Annotated in this window: 23 protein-coding genes; 11 read left to right on the top strand and 12 right to left on the bottom strand. The window is 71.4% G+C overall.

Annotation, left to right across the window (positions count from 1 at the left end; all coding sequences use genetic code 11):
* The first annotated feature begins 12 nt into the window (after positions 1–12).
* Positions 13–495, top strand: a complete 483-nt coding sequence (locus ABZ470_RS03375; RefSeq protein ID WP_352009484.1) for an Lrp/AsnC family transcriptional regulator — start codon at positions 13–15, stop codon at positions 493–495.
* Between the two features lie 164 nt (positions 496–659).
* Here the strand turns inward: ABZ470_RS03375 and ABZ470_RS03380 are convergent, their stop codons facing one another.
* Together ABZ470_RS03380 and ABZ470_RS03385 are read right to left on the bottom strand one after the other, a co-directional pair.
* Positions 660–1,775 (bottom strand): putative sulfate exporter family transporter, encoded by a 1,116-nt coding sequence (locus tag ABZ470_RS03380; protein WP_352009485.1) that lies wholly within the window; start codon positions 1,773–1,775, stop codon positions 660–662.
* Positions 1,775–1,921: a hypothetical protein gene (locus ABZ470_RS03385; protein ID WP_362909684.1), complete on the bottom strand. Its 147-nt coding sequence runs from the start codon at positions 1,919–1,921 to the stop codon at positions 1,775–1,777. The genes ABZ470_RS03380 and ABZ470_RS03385 overlap by 1 nt, the downstream gene beginning before the upstream one ends.
* Before the next feature lie 135 nt (positions 1,922–2,056).
* On the opposite strand from ABZ470_RS03385, the gene leuE reads away from it, so the two are divergent.
* From leuE to ABZ470_RS03425, 8 genes are all read left to right on the top strand, one after another.
* Positions 2,057–2,746 carry a leucine efflux protein LeuE gene (leuE, locus tag ABZ470_RS03390; protein ID WP_362909686.1) on the top strand — a complete coding sequence of 230 codons (690 nt, stop codon included), beginning with the start codon at positions 2,057–2,059 and terminating at the stop codon, positions 2,744–2,746.
* Positions 2,747–2,872: 126 nt separating this feature from the next.
* Positions 2,873–3,508: a VC0807 family protein gene (locus ABZ470_RS03395; RefSeq protein ID WP_362909688.1), complete on the top strand. Its 636-nt coding sequence runs from the start codon at positions 2,873–2,875 to the stop codon at positions 3,506–3,508.
* A 67-nt stretch (positions 3,509–3,575) separates the two neighbouring features.
* On the top strand, positions 3,576–4,049 hold the full coding sequence (locus ABZ470_RS03400) for a TspO/MBR family protein (RefSeq protein ID WP_362909690.1): 474 nt from the start codon (positions 3,576–3,578) through the stop codon (positions 4,047–4,049).
* Positions 4,050–4,287: 238 nt separating this feature from the next.
* The gene (locus ABZ470_RS03405) at positions 4,288–4,917 is read left to right on the top strand and encodes a DedA family protein (protein ID WP_362909692.1); all 630 of its coding nucleotides are present in this window, start codon (positions 4,288–4,290) and stop codon (positions 4,915–4,917) included.
* Positions 4,918–5,175: 258 nt separating this feature from the next.
* Entirely contained in the window at positions 5,176–6,003 is an 828-nt protein-coding gene (locus tag ABZ470_RS03410; RefSeq protein ID WP_362909694.1) for a DMT family transporter, read from the top strand.
* Positions 6,004–6,013: 10 nt separating this feature from the next.
* Positions 6,014–7,222, top strand: a complete 1,209-nt coding sequence (locus ABZ470_RS03415; protein WP_352009492.1) for a glycosyltransferase — start codon at positions 6,014–6,016, stop codon at positions 7,220–7,222.
* Positions 7,219–7,938: a DUF998 domain-containing protein gene (locus ABZ470_RS03420; protein WP_362909697.1), complete on the top strand. Its 720-nt coding sequence runs from the start codon at positions 7,219–7,221 to the stop codon at positions 7,936–7,938. Before ABZ470_RS03415 ends, ABZ470_RS03420 begins: the two co-directional genes overlap by 4 nt.
* 36 nt (positions 7,939–7,974) lie before the next feature.
* Positions 7,975–8,907, top strand: a complete 933-nt coding sequence (locus ABZ470_RS03425; RefSeq protein WP_362776889.1) for an acyl-ACP desaturase — start codon at positions 7,975–7,977, stop codon at positions 8,905–8,907.
* 60 nt (positions 8,908–8,967) lie between these two features.
* Here the strand turns inward: ABZ470_RS03425 and ABZ470_RS03430 are convergent, their stop codons facing one another.
* Positions 8,968–10,203: an FAD-dependent oxidoreductase gene (locus ABZ470_RS03430; protein WP_362909699.1), complete on the bottom strand. Its 1,236-nt coding sequence runs from the start codon at positions 10,201–10,203 to the stop codon at positions 8,968–8,970.
* A gap of 168 nt (positions 10,204–10,371) precedes the next feature.
* Here ABZ470_RS03430 and ABZ470_RS03435 point away from each other — a divergent pair, with 168 nt between their 5' ends.
* Entirely contained in the window at positions 10,372–13,059 is a 2,688-nt protein-coding gene (locus ABZ470_RS03435; protein WP_362909701.1) for a PEP/pyruvate-binding domain-containing protein, read from the top strand.
* A gap of 15 nt (positions 13,060–13,074) precedes the next feature.
* Here ABZ470_RS03435 and ABZ470_RS03440 read toward each other — a convergent pair whose 3' ends face one another.
* Positions 13,075–14,007, bottom strand: coding sequence for a phosphotransferase (locus tag ABZ470_RS03440; RefSeq protein ID WP_362909703.1), 933 nt, complete (start codon positions 14,005–14,007; stop codon positions 13,075–13,077).
* A gap of 76 nt (positions 14,008–14,083) precedes the next feature.
* Between ABZ470_RS03440 and ABZ470_RS03445 the strand changes: the two genes are divergently transcribed.
* Positions 14,084–15,019 carry a carbohydrate kinase gene (locus ABZ470_RS03445; RefSeq protein ID WP_362909705.1) on the top strand — a complete coding sequence of 312 codons (936 nt, stop codon included), beginning with the start codon at positions 14,084–14,086 and terminating at the stop codon, positions 15,017–15,019.
* Between the two features lie 6 nt (positions 15,020–15,025).
* Here ABZ470_RS03445 and ABZ470_RS03450 read toward each other — a convergent pair whose 3' ends face one another.
* From ABZ470_RS03450 to ABZ470_RS03485, 8 genes are all read right to left on the bottom strand, one after another.
* Positions 15,026–16,228: a cation:proton antiporter gene (locus ABZ470_RS03450; protein ID WP_362909707.1), complete on the bottom strand. Its 1,203-nt coding sequence runs from the start codon at positions 16,226–16,228 to the stop codon at positions 15,026–15,028.
* Positions 16,229–16,319: 91 nt separating this feature from the next.
* Complete coding sequence (locus ABZ470_RS03455; protein ID WP_362909709.1) at positions 16,320–16,625, bottom strand: hypothetical protein; 306 nt, start codon at positions 16,623–16,625, stop codon at positions 16,320–16,322.
* Between the two features lie 8 nt (positions 16,626–16,633).
* Positions 16,634–17,812, bottom strand: a complete 1,179-nt coding sequence (locus tag ABZ470_RS03460) for a DUF418 domain-containing protein (protein ID WP_362909712.1) — start codon at positions 17,810–17,812, stop codon at positions 16,634–16,636.
* A gap of 128 nt (positions 17,813–17,940) precedes the next feature.
* Complete coding sequence (locus ABZ470_RS03465; RefSeq protein ID WP_362909714.1) at positions 17,941–18,825, bottom strand: alpha/beta hydrolase; 885 nt, start codon at positions 18,823–18,825, stop codon at positions 17,941–17,943.
* 71 nt (positions 18,826–18,896) lie between these two features.
* Positions 18,897–20,291 (bottom strand): FAD-dependent oxidoreductase, encoded by a 1,395-nt coding sequence (locus ABZ470_RS03470; protein ID WP_352010155.1) that lies wholly within the window; start codon positions 20,289–20,291, stop codon positions 18,897–18,899.
* A 171-nt stretch (positions 20,292–20,462) separates the two neighbouring features.
* The gene (locus ABZ470_RS03475; protein WP_352009503.1) at positions 20,463–21,269 is read right to left on the bottom strand and encodes an ABC transporter permease; all 807 of its coding nucleotides are present in this window, start codon (positions 21,267–21,269) and stop codon (positions 20,463–20,465) included.
* Complete coding sequence (locus ABZ470_RS03480; RefSeq protein WP_352009504.1) at positions 21,266–22,117, bottom strand: ABC transporter permease; 852 nt, start codon at positions 22,115–22,117, stop codon at positions 21,266–21,268. Before ABZ470_RS03480 ends, ABZ470_RS03475 begins: the two co-directional genes overlap by 4 nt.
* A 12-nt stretch (positions 22,118–22,129) precedes the next feature.
* Positions 22,130–23,374 (bottom strand): spermidine/putrescine ABC transporter substrate-binding protein, encoded by a 1,245-nt coding sequence (locus ABZ470_RS03485; protein ID WP_352010156.1) that lies wholly within the window; start codon positions 23,372–23,374, stop codon positions 22,130–22,132.
* Positions 23,375–23,381: the final 7 nt, after the last annotated feature.

The following is a 23,381-nucleotide window of genomic DNA, read 5'->3' on the forward strand; positions in this document are numbered from 1 at the left end:
CGCACTTCGGAGGTGGACAGATTGGCAGCCCGGCGGAACGGCCTGGACGAGCTCGACCGCAAGGTGCTCCACCTGATCAGGGAACGCCCGAGGACCGGGCTGCTGGAGATCTCCCGCCTCCTCGGCGTCGCCAGGGGCACCGTCCAGGCCCGCCTCGACCGGATGGTCTCCGACGGGGTGATCACCGACTTCGGCCCCAACCTCTCCCCCCGCGCGCTGGGGTACCCGGTGCAGGCCTTCACCACGCTGGAGGTCGAGCAGGTCTCCAGGGCCGAGATCTCCGCCGCGCTCACCGCGATCCCCGAGGTCCTGGAGGCCCACATCGTCACCGGCCCCGGCGACGTCTGGTGCCGGATCGCGGGCCGCGACCACGAGCACATCCAGGAGGTCATCGACGAGACCCTCACGATCCCCGGCGTACGGCGCAGCAGCACGGTGATCACGTTGTCCACGGTCGTCCCGCACCGGGTCCAGCCCCTGGCCGACCGAGGCTGAGACACCGGTTCCCGGGAACAGCCGGCCCCCGGCGGGCGATCCGGAGGCGGGCATTCCGGCGGCGGAGGCGGACCGCCGAGCCGCCGACCGGGCCGGGGCCAGGAAGGGCTGTGACAGGACGAACGGCGGGCCGCCGCGACGGCCCGCCGTACCGGACTCCGGTCTCAGGCGGCGCTGAACCCGCCGAACAGTGCCAGCGCAAGCCCGAGGGCGACGACCACGTTGACCAGGGTCGCGGCGGCGAAGACCCCGACCGGGCGCCAGCCCGCCTCCCGCAGCGAGGCGACCCTGAACTCCAGGCCGATGCTGACGAAGGCCAGGATCAGGAACCAGACCCGCAGGTCGTTCACCTCCCCGATGACCGCCTTGGCCTGCGTGACGGCGACCGTGCCCTGCCACCAGGTGGCGATCACCGAGGCGGCGACGAAGCCGAGCACGAACTTCGGGAAACGCCGCCAGAACTCGCCGAGACCCGGCCCGCGCGTGCCGGGGCGCCGCTCGACCCGGAAGGCGAAGTAGGCGGTAAGCCCGATGGTCACGACGCCGATCAGCGCGTTCTGGGTGACCTTGACGATGCTGGCGACCGCGAGCGCGTTGTCGCCGACGATCGCGCCCGCCGCCGTCACCGCCGCGGTGGTGTCGATGTTGCCGCCGATCCACGCCCCGGCGACCTCGTCGCTGAGCCCGAACACGCCCGCGAGCCAGGGCAGGACGAAGATCGAGGGCAGCGCGAAGGCGATCACCAGACTCGCGCTGTAGGCCAGCTGCTCACGCCTGGCCTGTACGGCTCCCGCCGCGGCGATGGCCGCGCTCACCCCGCAGATCGAGACCGCGGCCGACAGCAGCGCGCGCAGCCGTTCCTCAAGGCCCAGCCTGCCGCCGAGCCACCAGGTGAACAGGAACACCGAGGTGATCAGCACGATCGCCTGGACGATCGCGGGACCGGCGGCCGTGACGATCACCCTGAGGTTGATCGAGGCGCCCAGCAGGACCAGGCCCGTCTTGATGAAGAACTCGGTCCTGAAACCGCCGGACAGGCGCTCTCGCACCCCGGCCAGGGTGAGCACGGCGTTGCCGGCCAGCCCGATGACGATCGCGTAGACCGGGTACTCGACGGTGGCCGCGATGTTCCCGAGCGGGGTCCCCTTGAGCAGCTCGGGGACGTTCTGGTCCAGATAGCGGGTCGCCGCGGCCAGCAGCAGCACGACCAGGACGCCCGACAGCGCCCATCCGGCGCCGCCCTGACGCCGGGACACGACGTTCGTCTCCTCGATGCTCATCAGGGCACCAGCCCTACGGGGATCACGCCGACGAGGACCAGTGCCAGCAGCACCAGGCCCACGATCGTGGCCGCCCAGTCCTCGTTGACCGCCGTGCGGCCCTCGCTCTCCACCGCGGTCTCCACAGGGGGATCGGTCTCGCTCATCTCACGACCTCACTCGTCGTCCGACGTCACCCCCGAGTCATTTCCATGGTAATTCGATAGGGATTAAAGGTAAAGCGGTACGACGCGTGGCGGTAGCGTGTGACGGATCACGCAACGTCCCCCTGGAGCACGACCATGTTCTTCGGCATAACCGACATATGGACTTATGTCCTCGGCGCCTTCTTCATCATCCTGTTGCCCGGCCCGAACTCGCTCTACGTGCTCACCACCGCCGCGCAGCGCGGCGTACGCCAGGGATACCGCGCGGCCGCCGGGGTGTTCATCGGCGACAGCGTCCTGATGGTGCTCGCCTCGGCCGGGGTCGCCTCACTGCTGAAGTCGACGCCGATCCTCTTCAACGTCGTCAAGTACGCCGGCGCGGCCTACCTGGCGTGGATCGGCTTCCAGATGCTGCGCGGCGCCTGGCGCTCCTGGCGAACGTCACAGGACGCCCAGGCGGCTCAGGCGGCCCAGGGAGCGCAGGCCGGGCGGACGACGCAGGCCGCGTCCCGGCGCGGTGGGGAGAACCCCCTGCGCAAGGCCCTCGTGATCAGCCTGATGAACCCGAAGGCGATCCTGTTCTTCATCTCCTTCTTCATCCAGTTCGTCGACCCGGCCTACGGCATGCCCGCGCTGTCGTTCCTGATCCTGGGCGCCATCTGCCAGGTGTTCAGCATGCTCTACCTGTCTCTGCTGATCTTCGGTGGAACGTTCCTCGCCGCCCAGTTCAGGACGCGCCGCAAGCTGGCCGCCGGGCTGACCACCGGGGTCGGCGCGCTCTTCCTCGGCTTCGGCGCGAAGCTGGCCACGGCCTCCATGGGCTGACGCCTCCCCGGCCCCGGCGGGACGGCTCGGGCACTCACCCGGCTCGGATACGGTGAATCGCCGTCCGGCACGGGAGTCTCCGTCCCCCGATCCGAGACGTCCGGCGGCCGTCCCCTGGGGAGCGTCATGAGCCATCCGCCCGTCGTCCTGCCCCGCCTCACCGCCCTGGTCCGGCAGGCCGTGCCCAAGCTCCTCGAAGGGGTGGTCGCCCCCCTGGCCGTCTTCTACGCCGCGCTGGCCGTGCTCGGGCTCAACGGTGCCCTGATCGCGGCGGTGAGCTGGGTCTACGCGGGGGTCGGCTGGCGCCTGGTCCGGCGGGTCAGGGTGCCGGGGACGATGGTGCTGGCCGCCATCGCGATCACCGTGCGGGCGCTGCTCGGGCTGTGGAGCGGAAGCGCGGTGGTCTACTTCCTCCAGCCGGAACTGGGCACCATCTGCATCAGCATGGCCTTCCTCGCCTCGGTGCGGCTGAACCGGCCACTGGCGCAGAAACTCACCCTCGACTACATCCACCTGCCCTCCGCGGTGCTCAGGCACGAGCGGGTGCGGCGGTTCTTCGCCCGGATCACCCTGCTGTGGGCCTTCGTGCTGCTGGCCAACTCCTCGGTGAGCATCTGGCTCCTGCTGCACGAGTCGATCGGCACCTACCTGCTGGTCCGCACCGGCGTCGTCGCGCTGATCAGCGGTCTCGCCGCGGCCGTCTCCGTCTACGCCTTCCGCCGCGTCCTGCGCCGCCTGCACCACGACCCGGCCCCCGCCTGAGCGTTTCCCTCCCCGCCGGGGAAACCGTCCCCGTCTGAGCCACGAAGACAGGGGCAGGGAGGACCTCATGGACATCGCGGAAAATCCGAAACGCTGGCTCGTGCTGCCCGTCTTCATCCTCGCCCTCGCCCTGGTCGCCGCGGCCGGGGCGCTGGCGGCGGGAGACGCGGGCGGTGAGTACCTCATGCTCGACCGCCCCGCGTGGGCACCGCCGCAGTGGCTGTTCGGTCCCGCGTGGACGGTGCTCTACATCATGATCGCGCTGTCGGGCTGGCTGGCCTGGTCGGCGCGCGGCCTGACCCCCGCGCTCGGTGTCTACGCCGTCCAGCTCGTCCTCAACGCGCTCTGGACCCCGCTGTTCTTCGGCGCCCACCTGTACGGCGTCGCCTTCGCCGAGATCGTGGTGCTCTGGGGGACGATCGTGGCCACCGTCGTCATGTTCCGGCCGATCAGCCGCCCCGCCGCCTGGCTGCTGGTGCCGTACGCGCTGTGGGTCACCTACGCGGGCGCGCTGAATCTGGCCGTCTGGCTGATGAACTGACCCCGCCGTCGCGGGATCTCCCGCCGGAACAGGAGGGCGCATGACGAAAGTAGGGGGTCACCACGACCGAACGCGGGATGTGCCGACCGCCCTCTGCTTCCTAGGGTCGAGATGACGCGCCCCTGAGGGGCCCTCAGGGGGCGCTCCCCGAAAGCTCGGGGACTCCCCCTGATGCCCGACATGCGGGCCGCCCGGCACCGTGCTGTGTGCGGTTCCCGATACCTACAGGAGTGCGGCTGTGACACAGGCCATCCTCGACGCCGTCCACCAGGCGATGTCCTCGCCGTGGATCTATCTGGCGCTGTTCGCGCTGGCCATGCTCGACGGCTTCTTTCCCGTGGTCCCCGCGGAGACGGCCGTCATCACGGCCGGTGTCTTCGCCGCCTCGACCGGCGCACCCAGCCTGTGGCTGGTGATCGTGGTCGCGGCACTCGGAGCGTTCGCGGGCGACCACATCTCGTACGCCATCGGGCGCACGACCAACAGCCGTCTGAGGGGCGGAAGGCGCAGCGGCAAGGCGATCGCCTGGGCGGAACGGGCCCTGGCAGAACGCGGCGGGCTGGTCCTGGTCGTGGCCCGTTACATCCCCGCGGGCCGGACCGCGTGCACCCTCACCATGGGCGCCGTCGCCTACCCCCGGCGCTCCTTCGCCCTCTTCGACGCCCTGGCCGCCGTGTCCTGGGCGATCTACTCGGGGCTGATCGGCTTCGTGGGCGGCGCCGCCTTCGAGAACGACCCGATCAAGGGGCTGCTGCTCGGCCTCGGCATCGCCCTGTCGATCACGGCGGTGGTCGAGATGGTCCGCTTCACCCGGCGGCGCCGTACGGCCGAGCGGCACGAGCGGACCGCGGCCGGGGTCCGCGACTGACCCCTACCTCCTTTCCCCCGCGCCCGCGGGGAGGGAACTCCGTCACCTCGGAGAAGGCCGTCGCTCCGGCCACGAGGCCCTGACGGCCCCCGAGCCCGACCCCGGGGAATTCCCCGGGGAGTCAGGGAGAACCCCGATGGTTCCGGGGTCCGTGCCGCGAGACGCTGCCACTGGTTCACCGGAAGACCCCAACCGGTCGCCTCCTTGAGGTGTCTCGGCCATCTCGCCATGTCTTCATCTGCAGTGGAAGGAGTGCGCATGACCGTGTTGGCCGTCGGCCTGGCGTTGCTGGGATCGCTGTTCTTCGCGCTCGGAGCCGCGTTGCAGCAGCACGAGGCGGCCGGTGCGGAACGACCCACGATCGGCCGTCTGTTCCGGCGCCCGCGATGGCTGCTCGGCGGGCTGTCCATCGGGGTCGGGACCGGCCTGCACGTCCTCGCCCTGAGGTACGGCCCGCTCACCGTCGTCCAGCCGATGGGCGTGGCCAGCCTGCTGTTCGCCCTGCCCTGCGCCGCCGCCCTCGGCGGTCGCAGACCCACGTCCCGTGAACTGTCCGCCGCCGCGGTGATCGCCGTCGGGCTCGGCGGCCTGGTACTGGTCGTGCCCCAGGGCACCGGAGACCCCCACCTGAGCACGACGGGGGTGGTGGCCCTGCTCGCGGGGGCGGCCATCACCGCCCTGGCCCTGTGGGCGGCCTCCCGGCTGACCTCTCCGGCGGGACGGGCCGGGCTGCTCGCCATGGCCGCGGGCGTGCTCTACGGGGCGACCGCCACCCTCACCAGGGTCCTGGTCTACGGCGACTGGGACCTCTGGCTGGTGCTCGCCGTACCGCTGCCCTGCCTGGTCGCGCTGGTCCTGCTGCAGCACGCCTACGCCGCCGGCCACTTCGGCGTCGCCTTCGCCGCGCTCCAGGTGGCGGACCCGCTCACCGCCGTCGTCTTCGGAGCCCTGCTGCTCGGTGAACCGCTGCCGACCGGCGCGGTGAGCACGCTGACCGCGCTCGCCGCCGCCTGCCTCACCGCCGCGGGCACGGTCGCGCTGGCCCGTACGACCCCGCTGTCCCCCAACGTCCGATTAGATCGATGAAGGAGTATCGATGGTCACCTCAGCCGCCCCGATCCTCGCCCCGTCCCCCCTTCCCCAGAGGCCGAGACGGGTTCTGATCGCCACCGACACCTACCCGCCGGACGTCAACGGCACCGCCTACTTCACCCACCGCCTGGCCTGTGGCCTGGCCGGGCGGGACAACGAGGTCCACGTGATCTGCTGCTCCGACGAGGGCCCGGCCAGGACCGAGTCCCTCGACGGGGTGACCGTGCACCGGCTGCGCTCGGCCCCGCTGCTGGTCCACCCGACCATGCGCGTCTCCCTCCCCTCCAGGCTCGACCGGCTGGTACGGCACATCGCCCCCGACGTGCTCCACGTCCAGGGACACTTCGTGGTCGGCAGGGCCGCGATCTCGGCGGCCAGGCGCGGCGGCGTCCCGGTGGTCGCGACCAACCACTTCATGCCCGACAACCTCTTCCAGTTCGCGCACGTCCCCGGGCCGCTGCGGGAGCAGGTCGCCCGGCTGGCCTGGCGCGACTTCAACCGGATCTTCTCCCGTGTCGACCGGGTCACCACGCCGACCAGGATCGCCGCCGGGCTGCTCACCGACCGGGGCTTCACCCGCTCGGTCGAGGCCGTCTCCTGCGGTATCGACCTCGCCCGCTTCCACCCGCACGCCGAGCCCAGGGCGTGGGCGCGCAAGGCCTTCGACCTGCCCGACCGGGACACGGTGCTGTTCGTGGGGCGCCTGGACGAGGAGAAGCGGCTTGAGGACCTCGTCCGCGCGCTGCCGTACGTCCTCAACGAGACCGACGCGCAGATCGCGCTGGTCGGCACCGGCGGGCAGCGGGCGGCGCTGGAGCGGCTGGCGCACCGGATCGGGGTCGGCGACCGGGTGATCTTCCTCGGTTTCGTGCCGGACGAGACGATCCCGCAGGTGTACGCCGCGGCGGACGTGTTCGCGATGCCCAGTGTCGCGGAGCTGCAGAGCATCGCGACGCTTGAGGCCATGGCGACGGGCCTGCCGGTCGTCGCCGCCGACGCGATGGCCCTGCCCCACCTCGTACGGCCCGGCGAGAACGGCCACCTGTTCGCCCCCGGCGACGTGCGGGGGTTGGCCAAGCACCTGGGCGACCTGCTGCGCAGCCCGCAGGCGCGCGCCTCCATGGGCGCCGTGAGCCGCTCGATCGCGCTGACCCACGACCACCAGGCCTCCCTGGCCAGGTTCGAGGCGATCTATCAGGAGGTGGCGCGGTGAGCGCGGGCGCCCTGGGCAGGGGCGCCGTCGGCACGGGAAAGGAAAGCGAAGGAACCGTGAAAGCGGAGAACGCGGGCGCACGCGCCGTGTGGCGCTGGCCGGGGGTCGCGGCGGCGCTGCTGGCCGTCGCCGCGACGCTCTACGCGCACGTGGCCGCGGGCCAGGTCGATCCGATGACGACGTTGATCAGCGACTACGCGCTGCTGGGCGCCAGTGCCCCGGCGATGGTCCTCGGCACGATCGCGCTCGCCGTCGGCTCGGTCTGGGTCTCCTACGGCCTGGCCCGGGTGGACCCGGCGCGCAGCGCCGCCGCCCGGGTGCTGTTCCTGGCCGGGGCCGTCGGCCTGCTGCTGACCGCGGCCTTCACCACGGACACCGCCGCCGGGACCCTCTCGGCGGGCGGGGAGATCCACCGCTGGTCGGCGGCCGTGGTCTTCACCGCGCTGCCCTGCGCGGGCTGGCTGCTCGGCAGGAGGTTCAGGAACCCGCTGCTCTCGGTCGTCAGCGCGCTCTCGGTGGTGCTCCTGGCCGCCTTCCTGGCCGCCCACCCGGGCTCACTGGTCTCCTCCCTCATCGACGGCCCCGGCTACTACGGCCTGCTCCAGCGCCTGCTGGTGCTGAGCGACGCCCTGGTCGTCCTCCTCGCCTCCCTCGGTCTGGGCGGCAGAGGTGAGACATCTCGCGTACCGACCCTCGGGGTACCTACGCTAACGTAGGTTACGGTTCCGTAGTCTGTGAGGGAGAAGACCGCAATGCGCGAGTTCAGCCAGACCGAGCTGTTGCTTGAGCTTGAGCCCGTCGTCGCCGGGGAGCTGGACCGGCATCACAAGGTGGCGAAGGAGTGGTTCCCCCACGAATACGTCCCGTGGTCCGAAGGCAGGGACTTCGACGGCGTGCTCGGCGGCGAGGCCTGGGTCGAGAACGACTCGAAGCTGCCCGAAGAGGCGCGCGTCTCCCTCATCGTCAACCTGCTGACCGAGGACAACCTCCCCAGCTACCACTACGAGATCGCCACCGCCTTCGGCCGCGACGCCGCCTGGGGCACCTGGGTGCACCGGTGGACCGCGGAGGAGGCCCGGCACGGCGCCGCCCTGCGTGACTATCTGACGGTCACCCGCGCGGTCGACCCGGTCGCCCTCGAACGCGCCCGCATGTTCCACATGGAGGAGGGGTTCACCAACTCCTACGAGGGAGTGCTCCACTCACTGGCCTACGTCTCCTTCCAGGAGCTGGCCACCCGGATCTCGCACCGCAACACCGGCAGGGCCTCCGGCGAGCCGAACTGCGAGCGGCTGCTGGCCAGGATCGCCGCCGACGAGAACCTGCACATGCTCTTCTACCGGAACCTTCTCGACGCCGCCTTCAAGCTGGCCCCGAGCCAGACGATGCGCGCCGTCACCGACGTGGTGACCACCTTCCAGATGCCGGGGACCGGCATCGAGGGCTTCAGCCGCAAGGCGATGATCATCGCCAACGCAGGGATCTACGACCTGCGCCTGCACATCGACGACGTCCTCATGCCGGTGCTGCGGCAGTGGGCCGTCTTCGACATGAAGGACCTCGACGGCGAGGGCGAGAAGGCCCGGGAGGAGCTCGCCGAGTTCCTCGCCCGTCTGGAGGTCTCCGCCTCCCGCTTCGTCGAGCGCCGCGAGGCCCGCCGCGCCCGCGAGGCCGCCCGCTCCTGAACCTTCTCGCGCCTTCCGCCGGGGGCTCGGGATGCGGCCCCCGGCGGAAGGACGCGCGGATCAGGACTTCGCCAGGTCCGCGAGCGGGACCCCGGGGTCGGCGAGCCGCTCGGCGTCCACGGCGACGCCCGAGCGGATCAGGTTCTGCACCGGGCCGATGCCGTCGTCCCACAGGTTGACGTGCATGCCCGCCACGACGCGGCCCCCGCTGAGCCAGAAGGCGTAGAAGGCCTGTTCCTCCCGCTCTCCCCTGACGACGACGGAGTCGTAGCCGCCCGGCTCGAACCAGCCGGAGAACTCCATGCCCACGTCGTACTGGTCGCTGAAGAAGTAGGGCGGCCTGTCGTAGACGACCTCCTGGCCCAGCATGGACCTGCCCGCGGCGAGGCCGCCGTTGAGCGCGTTGGCCCAGTGCTCGACGCGGACGCGGGTGCCGTACAGGGGGTTGAAGGCGTTGGCCACGTCACCGGCGGCGTAGACGTCGGGGTCCTCCGTGCGCAGCGCGGCGTCGACCAGGACTCCGTTGTCCACGGGCAGACCGGACAGTACGGCCAGCTCGGCGTTGGGCCGCACGCCCACGCCGACGATCACGACGTCGGCCGGGACCTCCGCCCCGTCGTCGGTCGCGACGGCCCTGACGCGCCCGTCGCCGAGGACACCGGTCACCTGACGGCCGAGCCTCAGGTCGACCCCGTGCCGCCGGTGCAGGTCGGCGAAGAAACCGCCCATCTCCGGCCCGAGCGCGGCCTGCAGCGGCACCGGGCGTGGCTCGACGACGGTCACCTCGCAGCCGTACTCGCGGGCCGCCGCCGCCGTCTCAAGGCCGATCCAGCCCGCGCCGACGACGACGACCCGGCCGCCGCCCTTGATCGCGTCACGGAGCCGCTGTGAGTCTCCGAGGTCACGCAGGTAGTGCAGGCCCTCAAGGTCGGCGCCGGGCACGTCGAGGCGGCGCGGGGAGGCGCCGGTCGCGAGCAGCAGCTTGTCGTAGCCGATCTGCCCTCCGCCGTCCAGCTCCAGCATGCGCGCGCCCCGGTCGAGGTCGGTCACCTGGCTGCCGGACACCAGTTCCACGGAGTGCTCGCGGTACCAGGCCTCGTCGTGGACGTAGACCTTGGCCTGGTCCTCCTTGCCCAGGAGATAACCCTTCGACAGCGGAGGACGTTCGTAGGGCAGTTCGGACTCGGCGCCGACAAGGGTGATCCTGCCGTCGAAGCCCTCCTCCCGCAGGGACTGGGCGGCCTTCGCGCCTGCGAGGCCCGCCCCAACGATGACGTACGTCTGCTCGGTGGTCATGCTCCTCTTCTTATCGGATTACCGCCCCGCTATCGATCAGTTGGCGTGATCCGTCTCCACGGCGGCGTTCCCCCTTATTTCATCACTTGTTGACTTTCTGGTCGCACCGACCTACGTTTACGGGAGAAAGACACTGATCACCGCCCGTGGCCTTGTGGAGGCTCGCCGATGTCCGCCAGCCCGTTGATCCTGCCGTTCTCCGACATCGGAGCGGAGGCGCTCCCCCTGGCCGGCGGCAAGGCCGTCAACCTCGGCGTGCTCACCAGGGCCGGTTTCCCCGTCCCGCCCGGGGTCTGCCTCACCACACGGGCCTACCGCGCGGCCACCGAGGGGGCGGGTCTCGGCGACGTGCTCGACGCGCTGGCCACGACCCCCGCCGGGGACGTCACAGCCCTGAACGAACTGGCCGCCAGGGCCCGCGCCCTCGTGCTCGCCGCCCCGGTGCCCCCCGAGGTCGCCGAGGCCGTACGGCACGGCGTGCGCGGTCCCGGCGGTCCCTCCGGCCCGGTCGCCGTGCGCTCCTCGGCGACCGCCGAGGACCTGCCGCACGCCAGCTTCGCCGGGCAGCAGGACACCTACCTCAACGTGGTGGGCGAGGAGGCCGTGCTCGACGCGGTCAGGCGCTGCTGGGCCTCGCTGTGGACCGACAGGGCGGTCTCCTACCGGGCGGCCAACGGCGTCGACCACCGGTCCGTCCTGCTGGCCGTCGTGATCCAGGAGATGGTCTCCTCCGAGGTCGCCGGGGTGATGTTCACCGCCAACCCCGTCACCGGCAGGCGGCACGAGGCGGTGATCGACGCCAGTCCCGGGCTCGGCGAGGCCGTGGTCTCCGGCTCCGTCAACCCCGACCACTTCGTGGTGGACGTCGCGACCGGCCGGATCACCGGGCGGCGCCCCGGCGACAAGCTGCTGGCCGTACGGCCGCTGCCCGGGGGAGGCGTCGAGCATGTCGGCCTCGGGGACGGGACGGGGTCGGCCTGCGTCACCGACGACCAGGTCAGGGCGCTGGCCGCGCTGGGCGGGCGGGTCGAGGAACACTACGGGAGCCCGCAGGACACCGAGTGGGCCATCGACGCCGACGGCGCGCTGTGGCTGACCCAGTCTCGCCCGATCACCACCCTCTTCCCCGTCCCCGAGAGCGCCGCGGCGCGGGCGGAGGGCGGCCCCCGGATCTACTTCTCCTTCAGCGTCGCGCAGGGCGTCTACGCGCCGTTCACCCCGATGGGCGTCTCGGCCTTCCGGCTGATCTCCTCCTCGATCTCGGCGCTGGCGGGGAACCCGGTGGCCGACGTGACCGCCGGGGCCCCGCACCTGACCGAGGCGGCCGGGCGGCTGTTCCTCGACGTCACCGGCGTCATGCGCGGACGGGCCGGTCGTGCGATCGTGCCGCGCCTGCTGGACGTGATGGAGGCCAGGTCGGCGGTGGTGCTGCGCGGCCTGTTCGACGACCCCCGTTTCGGGGTGACCCGGCGCTCCGTGCTGCCCGCGCTGCGGCGGGTGCTGCGGATCGCGCGCCGCTTCCGCGTCCCCTCCAACGTCGTGCGGGCCGTGCTGAACCCCGGGGCCACGCGGGGGCGGGTCGAACGCCTCAGGTCACGGCTGCGGGCCGAGCTGGCGCCGCTGCCGGAGAGCGCCACCTCGCTTGAGCGGCTCGACCGGGTCGAGCGGACGCTGAGCGCGCGGACCGTCCCCCTGCTTCCCCACGTCGTGCCCGGCCCCATCGCCGGGTTCGCCATGCTGGGCCTGGCCGCCCGTCTCCTGGGCGGACGGGCCCGGCCCGGGGAGCTGACGACCGTGCTGCGCGGGCTGCCGCACAACGTCACCACCGAGATGGACCTGGCCCTGTGGCGGCTGGCGGGCCGGATCAGGCGGGACGCCGACGCCGCCGCCCTGCTGCTCACCGTCCCCGCCGCCGACCTGGCCCGGCGCTTCCACGACGGGACGCTGCCGCGGACGGTCCAGCGGGAGCTGCGGGAGTTCCTCGCGGTCTACGGCGTCCGCGCGGTCGCCGAGATCGACCTGGGGGTGCCCCGCTGGTCGGAGGACCCCACGCACGTCCTGGGTGTGCTGGCCAACTACCTGCGCCTGGACGACCTCTCCCAGGCTCCCGACGAGGTGTTCGCCAGGGGCGCCGCGGAGGCGGCCGTCATGATCAGGACACTCGCCGCCCGGGCCGGTGGCCTCCGCGGGCCGCTCGTCCGCTTCGCCCTCGGCAGGGCGCGGGCCCTGGCCGGGCTGCGTGAGCTGCCCAAGTTCCTCGTGGTGACCGTGCTGGCCGCGATGCGCGCCGAACTGGCCGCCGTCGGGGCCGAACTGGCCTCCCGCGGCGTCCTCGACTCCCCCGGCGACGTCTTCTTCCTGACGATCGGCGAGGTCAGGGCCCTGCTGTCTGCCCCGCCCGCCGACCCCGCCGGTTCCCGGGCGCTCGTCGCGGAACGGCGCGCCCAGGCGGACCGGGAACGGCTGCGCAGGCACCTGCCCAGGGTCGTGCTGTCCGACGGCACCGAACCCGAGGCCGTCGCCACGGCGGAGCCGGTCGACGGCGCGCTGACCGGGACCCCCGCCTCGGCGGGGACGGTGACCGGGACGGCCAGGGTCGTCCTCGACCCCGTCGGGGCCCACCTCGAACCCGGGGAGATCCTGGTCTGCCCCTCGACCGACCCCGGCTGGACACCGCTGTTCCTCACCGCGGGCGGCCTGGTCATGGAGATGGGCGGGGCCAACTCACACGGCGCCGTGGTGGCCAGGGAGTACGGCATCCCCGCCGTCGTCGGCGTCGCCCACGCGACCGAACACGTCGTCACCGGCCTGCGGATCACGGTCGACGGCACCTCGGGAACGGTGACCACGACCTGAGGCGACCTGAGGCGCTCATCCGCGCAGCACCTCCGCACACCACCCGAGGCCCGTCACGGCCCGGTCGACCAGCGCCTGGTCGGCGAACTCGTCCGTGCCGAGCAGGCCGAGCAGGGCGAAGGTGTCGACGGCGTAGGCGGCGATCGTCCGCTCGTCGGCCGCTTCGCCCCCGGCCCGGCCGTACCCCGCGAGCAGCGGCCCCTCCAGCAGGCCGTAGGCTCTCATCCGGCCGAGTTCGGCAGCGGGGTCGCCCATCGTGCAGTTGGACAGGTCGAGCACCGCGACGAGGTCGTCCCCGTGGAAGCACAGGTTCTCCCTGCGCAGGTCCATGTGGAGCAGCCGCAGCGGCGCCCGCCCGGCCCGCTCCCCGGCCACCGCCGTGGCCGCCTCGACGAGCGCCCGGTGCCCGTCGAGGGGGACGCGGGCGGCCAGCGCGCCCACCCGGGTCTCGATGCGCCTGGCCATCGCCTCCGGGGCGCAGTCCGCGCCCAGTCCCGCGCGCCGGGACGCCGGGACGTCCGCCGTGTGAACGCGCGCCAGGACCTCACCGAGGCGGCGCAGCCGCGTTTCGCCGAGCTCGGCCGCTCCGTCGTCGGGGACGAGGTCCAGGAGCATCCACGACCGCTCCCCCTCACCCCGGGCTCGCCGCCACCCCCTGAGACCGGCGACGGGAACACCCGCCCGGGCGAGAACCCCGTGCGCCAGGACCTCGCGTTCGAGGACGGCCCCGAAGTCGACCGTCCCGTCGTAGGCCGTCGGGGTGACCTCCCGCAGCGGCACCCTGAGCACGAACCGCCGTTCGCCGCCCGCCTCGACGAGCAGCGCGGCGTAGTCGGCGCCCCGGCGCCAGGGCGAGATCACACACCCCGGCGGCAGCCGGTCGGCCAGCTGCCGGGCCATCCGCCCGGCGAGCCGTTCCTCGTCGGGAATCTCCAGACCGCGCAACACGACATCCCCCCTGTCCCCGTTCCCCGCCCGATTGTAAGAATCGGCTCGGTGGGTCGCCTCGGGAAAGGACCGTCACGTGCCCCGTGATCGGATCGCCGTGCTCGGCGAGTGTGTCGCCGACGCCTTCGTCACCGGTACGGCGCCGGGAGGCGGGCTCGCCCTGCGGGTCCTGCCCGGCGGCGGTCCCGCCAACACCGCCGTGGCCCTGGCCCGTCTCGGCACGCCCGTCCGCTTCCTCGGGCGGATCTCCCGTGATCCCTTCGGGGAGCTGTTCCGCGCCCACCTGGACGCCTCCGGCGTCGATCTGACCGGCTGTGTGAGCGCGCAGGAGCCCAGCGTCCTGGCCGTCGCCACCCTGGACGAGGCGGGACGGGCGGCCTACTCCTTCCACGCCGAGGGAGCGGCCGACTGGCGGTGGAGTGCGGCGGAGCTGACCGGCGAGCGGGTCGGCGACGCCGTCTGCCTGCACACCGGCTCCCTCGCCCTGGTCCACGACCCCGGAGCGGGGCGGATCGAGGAGCTGCTCGCGCGGGCCGCCGCCGGGGCGACCGTCTCGATCGACCCCAACGTACGCCCCGGCGTCGTCCCCCTTGAGCGCTACCGGGAGGCGATGCCCCGCTGGTGCGCGCTGGCCGACGTCGTCAAGCTGAGCCTCGACGACCTGGAGCTGATCCGCCCCGGTGAGACGGCCGAGCGCGCCTGCGACGCCTGGCACGCCGCGGGTGCCCGGCTGGTCGTGGTGACCCTCGGCCCCGGGGGCGCGCTCGTCTCCCTGGACGGCCTGCGCGTGAGGGTGCCCGCGCCCGCCGTACGGGTCGTGGACACCGTCGGGGCCGGTGACTCCTTCACCGCCGCGTTCCTGCACCGGCTGCGCGCGGACGGCCTGCTCGGCGGGCGGCTCGACGCCCTCGACCTGGACGCGGCCGGGCGGGCGGCGGCCTTCGCGGCCGGGGCCGCCGCCCGTACCTGCTCGGTTCCCGGAGCCGACCCTCCGTGGGCCGGCGACCTGTGAGCCCCGCTAGCTCCTCGGTCCCGTGGAGAGGGCCTCGGCCCGTTCGCGCCCGCCCGGCAGCAGGCGGGCGAACCACTCCGAACGGCTGGCGATCAGCGGCCCGAACAGCGCGAGGATGAGCACGTACCCGGCGATGAACGGCGCGAGCCTGCCGTCGAGCCCGGCGGCCACGGCCATGGTCGCCAGGACCAGGGCGAACTCCCCTCGGGAGAGCACGGTCAGTGAGATGTTCACCGCCTGTGTCGCGCCGAAGGAGTTCATCCGGGCGGCCAGTGCCCCCGCCGCCACGTTGAACACCAGGGTGAGCACGACCGCGATGGCGACGGGCCAGGCGACGGAGAGCATGTCCCCGGGCTCGATGGACAGGCCGAACGCGAAGAAGAACAGGGCCGCGAAGGCGTCCCTGAGCGGATGGACGAGCTGGCGGATGCGCGGCGCGGCCTTGGTCGAGCTGAGGATCAGGCCGATCATGAAGGCCCCGATGGCGTCGGAGACGCCGAGTTCCTCCGCGACACCCGCGGTGAGGATCGCCAGTCCGGTGAACATCACCACGAGCAGCTCGTCGTCCTTGGTGGTCACGAGCCTGTCGACCAACCGGGTGCCCCACCTGGCCAGCGCGGTCAGCGCGATCAGGAAGGCGAAGGCCTTGCCGAAGGAGAGCGCGGCGGCGGCGAAGGAGTCGGCACCGCTGAGCACCGGCTGCAACACCGCCAGGTAGAGGGCGAGGAAGATGTCCTCGACCACGATGATTCCCAGGATGAGGCGGCTCTCCGGGTTGCCGATCCGCCCGAGGTCGACGAGCAGTTTGGTCGCGATGGCCGAGGAGGAGATCCCGACCACCCCGGCCAGGACCAGCGCCTCCCTCGTCCCCCAGCCGAGGGCGAACCCGAAGATCAGGCCTCCCCCGACGTTGAGCAGGATGTAGACGGTCCCGGCGAGCACCAGCCTGCTGCCGCCCGCGATGAGACTGTCGAGGGAGAACTCCAGGCCGAGGTAGAACAGTAGGAAGATCAGGCCGAGCGTGGCGATGACCTTCAGGTCGGCCGGGTTCTCCACGAGGGCGAGCCCGGGGGTGTGCGGCCCGAAGATGATGCCCGCGAGCATGAACAGGGGGATCGTCGGCAGCCCGATCCGGCCGCCGAGCCTGGCGATGATCCCGGCGGCGAGGAAGGAGCCGCCGAGGGCGATGAGAGCGTCACCCAGTGCCACGGTGGCCTCCTTCCGGCCTGATTCCGGGCATGGTGAAAGCGCATTCGTAGAACATGAAAAAACCTCCGTCGGACGATCTCGATCTGGTGCGTCAGAGATCGCCGGACGGAGGCGCCCGGGGTTCGGACGGGCCGTGTACGGCCCGCGTGACGACGGTGACGGGCGGCCGGGGGCGCAGCCACACCACCCGTGCCGGACCGGCGTGCCGGATCGTGGGCGGAGGCAGGCCGTGCCCCGCCTTGTACGGCGAGGCCGGGGGCAGGATCGCGCCGCTCGCCAGGGCCACGGCGACGCCGGGTTCGTGGCGTAGCCCGTGGTGCGCCTGGAGCGGCGCGTGGATGACGGTGAGCAGAACGAACAGAAGGGAGGCGACCGTACCGACGACCCTCTTCTGCAAACCGGACCCTAACCCTGAGGCGAATTGTCCGTTATTTTATCATCTGTCACCGTTGTTTCCCGGGCCGGGCGCCACGACATCAGATACGCCCGCTGCCAGAGGATTTCGAGCGGCCCCCGCTCGAAGCGGCGCAGCCACAGCGTGGCCAGCGTCATGAACACCGCGCAGATGGCCGCCCAGGCGGCGACCGTCCACCACGGCCGCAGTCCCTCGAACCGCGTGGCCAGGCCGAGCCCCCAGCCGTAGCAGAGCACCGCCCCCGCCAGGTTCTGGAAGACGTAACAGCTCAGCGCCGTCCTGCCGACGGCCGTCAGCCCCCGGCGCATCCGGCCCTGGACGTCCCCCGCCCTGAGCGCGACCGTCGTCACCAGCCCCAGCAGGCCGAGCGCGACCAGCGGCGGCAGCAGGTAGCGGTCGACCAGGAACCAGCCCTCTCCGGAGAAGGCCGTCAGCAGGTTCAGCGGCGCGCCGACGCCGAGCCCGAGGACCATCAGCCTGCGCCGCAGGACGGCGCCGCGTTCCGAGTCCTCGAAGACCCCCGCCCGCACCAGGCGGGAGCCGAGCAGGAACAGCACGACGCCCAGCGGGACGATGAACACGGCCTCGAAGCGGTAGGTGCCCATGTTGACGATCCTGGCGGTGACCTGGTCGAGGTAGCCGCCCTCGGCGAACCGTCTCGACGGCGCGGCCCCCGAGGAAAGATCGGCGACGCCGTACAGGAGGGCGAGGGTGATCAGGCCGATCACGGCGGCGAACACCGTCCCCGTCACGATCATCCAGGCCCTGACCACCCGGTCGCTCCTGCCGATGAGGAAGGCCACCAGGACCGAGACCACGGCGTAGCCCATGAGCACGTCGAACTCGAAGATCAGCACGTAGTGGAGCAGTCCCTCGACGAACAGCAGCGCCGCCCGCCACAGGTACCGGCCGGGCCAGGTGACGCCACGCCGTACGGCCGAGCGGTACTGCAGCTCCATGCCCACCCCGAACAGCAGGCTGAGCAGGGCCAGGAACTTGCCGTTGGCCAGGAAGTGCAGGAAGGTCTCGGCCGCCCCGCTCCCGGAGAGGGCGTCCATGACCCCGGCCGGCCCCAGGGGGTCGGTGAAGATCCAGATGTTGGTGCCGAGCGTGCCCATGATGGCGATGCCCCTGAGCACGTCGAGCACGTCGATGCGTCGCGTCGTCACCCTTCAACGATCGCCGTCCCCGGCCCGCGGGACATCGTCGCGCGGACCCATCCGTCGGCTACATCGATCTATGTAGCCTCTCCCCCGCTGGGGCGATCTCTAGACCGACAAATCCGGATATGTCGCCTTCAGAGGTGTTCGGCGAGGAACTCCGCCGTGGCCTCGACCGCCCGGGTGACGCAGGGCTCGACGTCGTAGAGGTCGGTGTGCCGCCGGGCGTCCACCCAGACGAGCCGCTTGGGCCCCTCCATCCGCCGGTAGACCTCCTCGGCGCCCTCCGGGGAGCTCATCCGGTCGATCACCCCGTGCACGACCAGGCCCGGCGTCGGGGCCAGGAAGTCGGCGCCGGTCATGTCGTCCACGGTGAGCAGCTCACCCAGGGAGGCCCTGGTGACCCGGTTGCGCCAGTGCGGGCAGGCGCCCCGCCCCGTGCCGTAGTAGTCGAACGGCTCCGGCCCCGGCATGGCCGCCTCGCCCTCCTGCGCCACGGCGGGCAGGTACTCCACCTCCCCGCCCCGGTCCTGACGCTCCATGACCTCGGCGTGGCGGGCCAGCGCCTCCCGGTAGCCCGCCCCCATCGTGGCGCGCGTGCCGTACGGATTGCCGTAGGACCCCGCGATGCCCGCGAAGGCCCCGACCCGGGGGTCGAGGGCGGCGAACCTGAGCGCGTAGCCCGCGCCGAGGCAGATCCCGACCGCTCCGATCCGGCCGCCGTCCGCCTCGGGACGCGAGCGCAGCAGCGAGACCGCGGCCCGCAGGTCACGCAGCTTGCCCTGCGGATCCTCGTGCCCGCGCGGCGTGCCGCCCGACTCGCCCCAGTTGCGGTGGTCGAAGGCCAGCGTCACGTAGCCGGCCCCGGTCAGCGCCTCGGCGTAGCGGCCGGCGACCTGGCCGCGTGTCCCGGTGAACGGCCCGGTCAGCACCAGCGCCGGACACGGCCCCGGCCCCTCGGGCACGCGCAGGTCACCGACGAGTGTGATCCCGTCGGCCTCGAACTCAACCCTCTCGCTCATGCCCCCAGACTGTACGGCTCCGCGAACGTCCCCGGCCCTCGGCCGTACGCGCCGAGAGCCGGGGACGACGGCTAGGAGTCGAACCCGAGACCCATCTTGTCCAGGGTGCGCAGCCAGAGGTTGCGACGGCCCTGGTGGAGGTCGGCCTGGGCGATCGACCAGCGGGTCATCTGGATCCCGGCGGAGCGGACCGGCTCCGGCGGGAACGGCAGCGGCTTCTCCCTGACCATCCGCAGCTCGGTCCGCTCGGTCGATTCGCCGCCGAGCAGGTCGAGCATGACGTTCGCCCCGAACCTGGTCGCGCCGACCCCCATGCCGGTGTATCCGGCGGCGTAGGCCAGGCGTCCGCCGTGCGCGGTTCCGTAGAAGGCGCTGAAACGGCTGCAGGTGTCGATGACGCCGCCCCACCGGTGGGTGAAGCGCAGCCCCGACAGCTGCGGGAAGGTCGTGAAGAAGTGCTCGGCCAGTTTGACGAAGGTCTCGTCGCGCTGTTCGTACTCCGGCTTGATCCTCCCGCCGTTGTAGTAGACCGCGTCGTAGCCGCCCCAGAGGATGCGGTTGTCCGAGGTCAGCCGGTAGTAGTGGAACTGGTTGGCCGAGTCTCCGACGCCCTGCCGGTTGTGCCAGCCGACCGAGGCCAGCTGCTCCTCCGACAGGGGCTCGGTCATCAGCGCGTAGTCGTAGACCGGCACCAGGAAGTGCTTCAGCCTGCGCAGCAGCGGCTGGAACACCCCGGTGCCGAGCGCCACCTTCTCGGCCCTGACCGTGCCGTGCGGGGTGAGCAGCTCCATGTGCGTCCCGGTGTCCCGCATGTGCCTGACCGGCGTGCGCTCGTGGACGCGCACGCCCAGTGAGAGACAGGCCTGCCTGAGGCCCCAGGCCAGCCGGGCGGGGTCGAGCATGGCGCAGCCGTCACGCTCCCAGTGGCCTCCCACGTAGGTGGGCGAGTTCACCTCCGCCCTGACCTGGTCCTGGTCGAGGACGTCGAAACGGACACCCAGCTCCCTGGCGACCTCGACGCTCTGGTGCATCTCCGCGAGCTGCCACGGCTCGGTGGCCACGTGCAGCTCCCCGGTCCGCTCGTAGCCGCAGTCGATGCCGTACCTGGCGACCGTCTCGCCGAGCTCGTCGAGGTTGGTCAGTCCCATGTGTTCGAGGAGGGCGATCTCCTCCGGCCAGCGCTCAAGGCCGTTGGCGATGCCGTGGGTGAGCGTCGCCATGGCGAATCCGCCGTTACGGCCGGACGCCGCCCAGCCGATCTTCTTTCCCTCCAGCAGGACGACGTCCAGCGACGGGTCCCGCTCCTTGGCCATCAGGGCCGTCCACAGCCCCGAGAAGCCACCGCCGACCACCGCGAGCCCGGCGGTCGTGTTTCCGAAGAGCCGCGGCAGCGGCTCGGGTTTCGCCGGACTGTCGAGCCAGTACGGCTTGCGCTCCGCGTCAGCAAGAGCCTTCAGCGGATCCACAAATCTCACTTCCCTACGGTGAGTCAAAGAGTCTTTGTGTGTGTCGCGGGGCCTTGGGGGCCACGCGCGGGTTCCCCCCGCCTGAGTCCGATCTCGCCTCCCTGTTCTCTGTCGAGGATCCTGATGCGCCTGAGCCCGTGCCACCGGCGGCGGCACGGGCTCAGGCGACGGTCAAGTGCGGCGGCGGGCGGTCACCGTGTTGACCACGGCGATCACGACGCCTACCGCGAATATAAGCGTTCCCAGGATGTTGACCTGCGGCGGGATGCCGATCCTGGTGGCCCCCCAGATCCACAGCGGGAAGGTCTCCATGGCCCCGCTGGTGAACTGGGTGATCACGAAGTCGTCGATGGACAGCGCGAAGGCCAGCAGCGCGCCGGAGACGACGCCGGGCAGGATCATCGGGAACGTCACCCGCCAGAAGGTGGTCCAGGTGGAGGCGCCCAGGTCCCTGGCCGCCTCCTCGACCGACCTGTCGAGCCCGATCACCCTGGCCCGCACGGTGATGGCCACGAACGACAGCGAGAACAGCACGTGCGCCACGACCACGGTCCAGAACCCGGTGTCCACCCCGGCACTGACGAACAGCGACAGCAGCGAGGCGCCCATGACGAGCTCGGGTGAGGCGATCGCGGCGAACAGCACCAGGTTGGTCGCGCCCTGCCCGCGGAAACGGTGACGGCCGAGCGCCAGCCCCATGAGGGTGCCGATCACCGTGGTGATCAGCGTGGCGAGCAGGGCCACCTGCAGTGAGTTGCCCACGGCCCCGATCAGCTCGGGGTAGTCGCCCAGCCTGCCCCACCACCTGAGCGTGAAGCCCTGCCAGGTGACGTTCGACTTGCTCGCGGTGTCGTTGAACCCGAAGACGATCATGACCACGATCGGCAGGAACAGCCAGGCGATGACCAGCCAGACGTAGCCCCACAGCAGCCGCTCGCCGAACCTGACCCTGGGTCTGGTGATCTCCGGTGCGCTCATCGGGCCGCCGCCTCCAGCACGTTCTCGGTGCCCAGCGCCCTGGCGTAGGCGAAGATGCCGACCAGCATCACCGCCATCAGCGTGAACGACAGCGCCGCCGCGGTCGGATAGTCGGCGTTGACGAGATACTCGGTCTGGATGATGTTGCCGATCATCGTGTTGGCCGGGCCGCCGAGGATCCCGGCGTTGACGTAGTCGGCGGTCATCGGGACGAACGTCATCAGCACCCCGGCGAAGACCCCGGGCAGCGAGAGCGGCAGCACGACCTTCGTGAAGGCCTGGCTCCTGGCCGCGTAGAGGTCCTGGGCCGCCTCGACCACCCGGGGGTCGATCCGTTCGAGCGCCACGTAGATCGGCAGGATCATGAACGGCAGGTAGTTGTAGACCAGGCCGCCGATCACCGCGACCGTGGTCTGCAGGACGTGGAAGTCCTGGGCCACCAGGCCCATCGCCTTCAACGGCGACAGCAGCAGGCCGTCGTCGGCCAGCAGGAACTTCCACGAGACCGTGCGCAGCACGAACGACACGAAGAACGGCAGCAGCACCAGCAGCAGGTAGGTGGACTTGCGGGAACCGCCCCTGAAGGCGATCCAGTACGCCACCGGATAGGCCATCGCGATGGAGACGGCCGTGCCCACGAGGCCGTACCCGACCGAGCGCAGGAACTGCGTCTGGTAGCGCGTCAGGGCGTCGCCGTACACGGAGAAGTCGAAGGTCTGCACGAAGCCGTTCAGGATGTCGCCCTCCTGGGTGGAGACCGAGGCCATGAAGACCATCGGCACCACCAGGAAGATCAGTAACCACAGGCCGCCCGGCAGGATGAGCAGGTAGGGGGTGAGGCGCTTCACCGGGGCTCTCCGTCAGCCCTGGGTGATCGGCTGGAAGATGGACTCGAAGGTCTTCTCCTTGGCCCCGTCGAGGGTCACGTAGGAACGCAGCCTGGCCATGTCGGCGTCCGAGGGGTAGATCATCGGGCTGTTCGCCAGCTGTTCGAGCGCCGCCTTGTCCTCACCGGACTGCTTGGCCGCGTCGGCGAGGACCAGGTCCTTGGTCGCCGGGACCGGCGTGATGTAGTTGATGGCCTCGACCAGGGTCGTCGCGATCTTGGGCTGGTAGACGTAGTCCATGTACGTCAGCGCGTCCACCGGGTTCTGCGCGGTCCTGGGGATGCACATGTTGTCGGTCCAGATCGTGCCGCCCTCCTGGGGGACCACGAACTTGAGGTCCTTGCCCTCGGCGACCTGCTGGAAGATGTCGCCCGACCAGGCCATGGTGATCCACACGTCGCCCCTGGCGAGCGCGTCCACGTAGTCGTTCTCGTAGTACTTGCGCACCAGCCCCGCGTCGCGCTGCGCCTGGAGCCGCTCGGCCGCCTTGCGCCAGTCGGCCTCCGTCGAGGTGTCGGGGTCGATGCCCAGGGAGAACAGCCCGACGTTGGCGATCTCCTCGCTGTCGGTCATCATGCCGACCTTGCCCTTGTACTTGGGGTTCCAGAGGTCCTCGACGCTCTTGACCTCGTCGACGTACTTGGGGTTGTAGGCGATGCCGGTCAGCCCGACCGTCCACGGGATCGTGTGGGCGTTGCCCGGGTCCCACGTCGGGTTCTTGACCTTCTGCGCGGCGTTGGCGGCGAAGTTGGGCAGCTTGGAGTGGTCCAGCGGGGCCAGGTAGTCGAGCTGGATGGCCCGGCCGAGGTGGATGCCGTTGGTCAGCACCATCAGGTCGTGGCCGATGTCGTTGCCCGCGGCGAGCAGCGGCTGGATCTTGCCGAAGAAGGACGGGATCTCCTGGATGACCTCCTTGTAGGAGACCTTGATCCCGGTGTCGGCGGTGAACATCTCCAGCGACGGGTACCTCTTGCCGTCCTTGTCGATGTACAGCGGCCAGTTGGCGAACCGCATCGTCCCGTTGCGCTTCTTACCGGTCCAGAAGTCGGCGACCGCGTCCTTCTTCGGCGTGGTCACGGGCTTCTTGCCCTGGATGCCGCAACCGGCCAGGGCGAGCCCGGCGGCCGAGAGCCCGGCCAGACGCAGGGCGTCGCGGCGGGTGACCGAGCGGTTTTGCGTCAGGCCCCGCAGCAGGGCGGGGTTGGAGCGGGGGTCCATGGCTGTG

The organism is Streptosporangium sp. NPDC020072, assembly GCF_040631445.1.
Lineage (GTDB): Bacteria > Actinomycetota > Actinomycetes > Streptosporangiales > Streptosporangiaceae > Streptosporangium.